This window comes from Acinetobacter sp. GN11 (genome assembly GCF_054823985.1).
Genome location: NZ_JRVL01000138.1, coordinates 1 through 3,761 on the forward strand (window position 1 = coordinate 1; position 3,761 = coordinate 3,761).

Genomic DNA, 3,761 nt, shown 5'->3' on the forward strand with positions numbered 1-3,761 from the left:
CATCGACCATGGCCACTTTATGGACAACAAAAAAAGTTAATGCTCATCAACATTTTATGTTGTAGTGCATTTTCTACTCAGGCTTATTCAGCGGATGAAGAATGGAAATTTACATTAAAAAATGCATATATAGATAGAAACTATGACAACCCAGATGTAAAAGACACGGGTAGCTGGTCACAATCCATCTCTCTATTTTATAACTCCAATATGCACGACACGCCGTTAGAAATTGGTGGAACTCCGATTCAAATTGGAGCAAATGCTTCAGCACAATATGCGGTTCGCTTAAGCCAAGATAAACACGTTGCAGATACGGTATTGCCTTTTGATAAAGCAACTCAGTCCCAAGCACCCGATTATCTAAAATATGGTGCGACATTAAAGTTAGGCTATAACAAGACTCTACTAAGCATTGGTGAATTATGGCTTGATTTACCCGTAACCACTGTAGATGCAAGTCGTCAGCTACTGACCTCTTATTTGGGAACCAACCTTAAGTCTCAATTGAGCGATAAGCTTTTTGCTGAAATTGGTCGAATCGAAAAAGTATCGCCACGAAATGAAGAAGATTTTCATCGCTTTTCTTTTACCTCAAAAGGCGTGACTGGCTACTCTGATGGCCTTAACTACATAGACCTGCGCTATCAATTTACGCCTACGTTGAAGGGCGAATATTACTTCGGAAATATGGAGGATTTATATAACAAACATTATGTCGGCGTTGACTATATATGGAAAAACTCTAATTTTTCAGTTAATTCAAAATTCAAATATTTCAATGCCAAAGATAATGGAAATCTTTTTGACATCGACGCACAAAATGTAGGGTTACTAGAAACACTTAAAGTAAAAAATCACAGCTTTGGTTTGGGTTATCAGCAAATTATTGGTGAGTCTGCTTACCCGTTACCAGATGGTTTCTTGCCTGAAACTTATTTCATTAACTGGAACACGACTGGTTTCTTCAAACAAGATGAAAAGTCTTATCACTTCATCTATGGCTATGACTTTAAAGATTATGTGCCTGGTTTAAATACGACTTTCAAATATGTATATGGTGATCACTTTAAAACAGCAGATGGCTTAAAAAATAAAGAAAGTGAAGCAAACGTTATTGTCAATTATGCCCTTCAACAACCTTTTCTTAAAGGTTTAGCTCTTCAATACATCTTCATCAATTACGACATTAAGCATGGAAACGATTTCTCTGAAAACCGTTTCTTTGTTAATTACAGCAAAAAATTTTAATGAATAAGGAATACGTATGAAAACGATAGATGCAAACACGATTATTAACCGTGAAAAATTATCTCCATTGCAATGGACTGTTTTTATCCTAGGCTTTTTTGTCTTCTTCTGTGATGGTCTAGACACGGGAATTATTGGTTTTATTGCTCCAGCCTTACTTGATGACTGGGGAATTACCAAGCCTCAACTTGCTCCAGTTTTAAGTGCCGCTTTAGTTGGTATGTCCATTGGCGCAATTATTTCGGGGCCTTTGTCCGATAAGTTCGGGCGTAAAGGCGTCATTGTTTTTACAAGCCTTTTGTTTTCGATATTTACGATTTTGTGTAGTTTTGCCGACTCGACCCAAGATTTAATGATTTATCGATTTATTACAGGTGTAGGTTTGGGAGCAGCCATGCCAAATATCAGTACAATTGTCTCTGAATATATGCCTATAAAGCGTAAAGCATTCCTTACAGGTCTTGCTGGCTGTGGTTTTATGCTTGGTATTTCTTGTGGCGGTGTGCTGTCAGCTTATCTATTAGAAAGCTATGGTTGGGCTAAAGTGATTATTATTGGCGGAAGCATTCCCCTAATTTTAGTCGTTGCTTTATTACTTAAATTACCTGAATCAACTCAATACTTAATTACACGTCATCAACAAGACAAAGCTCAGCGTATTTTAGAAAACATTCAAGGCCATTCTTTTCAAGAGCCTGTAAAACTTGTTTTAACTCAAGCAGAAAATGCCTCTGATGAAAATCCAGTCAAAATCGTTTTAGGAAAATACCTGTGGGGTTCAAGCATGCTTTGGCTCTGCTGCTTTACCAGTCTCTTGGTGTTCTATCTTTTAACGAGCTGGATGCCAACGATTTTAAAAACAGCAGGTTTTAGTACTCAGCAGTTTAGTTTAATTGCCGCGATTTTCCCTTTTGGTGGTGTGATTGGCGCAACCATTATGGGATGGTACATGGATAAACTAAACCCCACTACAGTCATTAAATATTCATATCTCATTGCTTTCGGCCTATTCATTGTTGCAGGTCTAGTAAGCTCAAATATTTTCTTGTTAGGTCTTACTATCTTCTTAATTGGTGCCTTACTCGCAGGTGCTCAGTCTTCATTACTGCCACTTGCAGCTATCTTCTATCCGGCGGTGTGTCGTGCAGTTGGTGTTTCATGGATGCATGGTATTGGTCGTATTGGTGCAATTTTAGGTGCTTTCTTTGGCTCGCTCATTTTCACTTTCAACCTAAGCTTAAGCGGTATTTTCTTTATTCTTGCACTACCAACATTCATTTCATTTATTGCACTTAGCCTAAAAGTCATTTATGAAAAGTCTAAAAGTAAGCAAGTGTTGAATCTTGAAAATAGTATTTAAAATATATAGATAAATAAAAAACCTGATTAGGTTAATTCAATCAGGTTTTTTATTAGTTAAAAAATTAAATATTAGAAAATTTTGCCCTTAGTTTCACTTGGATTTTCTCCAAATTCTTCACGATATTCTTGAGAAAAACGACTTAAATGGTTAAAGCCCCAATCATATGCAAGCTTTGAAATAGAAACCTTTCTATCTGCTCCTGTGGTGCTCAAAATCTTATAAATTTGTTGAAGACGATATTTTTTCAAATAGGACATTGGACTGGTGCCGTAGTACTGTTGAAATTCGTCATACAATTTTGATTTTGAAACCCCAGCCAGACGCTGCAAGTCTTCCGCACAGATTTCTTCGTGCGCATGTTCAATAATAAAATTACGAACCTTACGGATATAAGCTGGCTCATCGTGATGTGAGAGCGACTTTAAGGCTTCAGAATAATTATTTTCTTGAGATAAAAGTAAGGCCTTAATTACAAAATTTTCATAGTCTTCAGACAGCATCTGCAAACCATAAAAATTGCTATATTGCGTTTTTAACTGTAAAAAATTCTGAATATTTTTCCACCATGCGCCAATCAGTTGCTCCGAGTCCAGATGCATTTCAGGATTAAAAATGATGGGAACTTCTATGGGTTTATTGAGTAGATCCGCAAGGACAATCTGCATACTACGCTCAGGAATAACCACCTGAAATTTTCGACAATCTTTATCGATAATCAAATCTTGCTGATCGTTATTTGAAACAATAAGGCCCCTATTTTCATCAGATTGATAATGAGCGCCACGAATGTTGAGAGCTTGTCGACCTTGTATAGGTAAACTAATGCTATACGCTTTTAAATTTGAGATGTTGATGGCAACATTTGCACCATAACTGATTGTTCCGATTGCCATTTTTTTATTAGGCAAACGCATTCCGTCATAGTGAAAATCGAGAGTGTCTTTGTAAATTGTATCTAGACGGTGTTCACCACAAATCGTGGACATCAAATTCTGCGCAAATTCAGCTTTGCGTGAATAATGATTGAGTTCCGTCTGTTGGCTGAGTGATATCATATCCTTTTCACCTAGCTAAATAACTTATTGCTTAAAAAGCAACTTGTATCCCAATTAATATCCTTTAATTGACGAGTTTTCCTGAAAAAATA

Annotated in this window: 3 protein-coding genes; 2 read left to right on the forward strand and 1 reads right to left on the reverse strand. The window is 36.7% G+C overall.

Annotated elements, in window-relative coordinates:
• The first annotated feature begins 39 nt into the window (after positions 1 to 39).
• Positions 40 to 1,251, forward strand: a complete 1,212-nt coding sequence (locus NL42_RS12480; RefSeq protein ID WP_461312985.1) for an OprD family outer membrane porin — start codon at positions 40 to 42, stop codon at positions 1,249 to 1,251.
• A gap of 16 nt (positions 1,252 to 1,267) precedes the next feature.
• The gene (locus tag NL42_RS12485; RefSeq protein ID WP_461312983.1) at positions 1,268 to 2,611 is read left to right on the forward strand and encodes an MFS transporter; all 1,344 of its coding nucleotides are present in this window, start codon (positions 1,268 to 1,270) and stop codon (positions 2,609 to 2,611) included.
• A gap of 71 nt (positions 2,612 to 2,682) precedes the next feature.
• Here the strand turns inward: NL42_RS12485 and NL42_RS12490 are convergent, their stop codons facing one another.
• On the reverse strand, positions 2,683 to 3,669 hold the full coding sequence (locus NL42_RS12490) for an AraC family transcriptional regulator (protein ID WP_461312984.1): 987 nt from the start codon (positions 3,667 to 3,669) through the stop codon (positions 2,683 to 2,685).
• Positions 3,670 to 3,761: the final 92 nt, after the last annotated feature.

Coding starts and splice junctions, on each gene's coding strand:
- NL42_RS12480 (WP_461312985.1), top strand. CDS start 40: ATGCTCATCAACATTTTATGTTGTAGTGCATTTTCTACTCAGGCTTAT.
- NL42_RS12485 (WP_461312983.1), top strand. CDS start 1,268: ATGAAAACGATAGATGCAAACACGATTATTAACCGTGAAAAATTATCT.
- NL42_RS12490 (WP_461312984.1), bottom strand. CDS start 3,669: ATGATATCACTCAGCCAACAGACGGAACTCAATCATTATTCACGCAAA.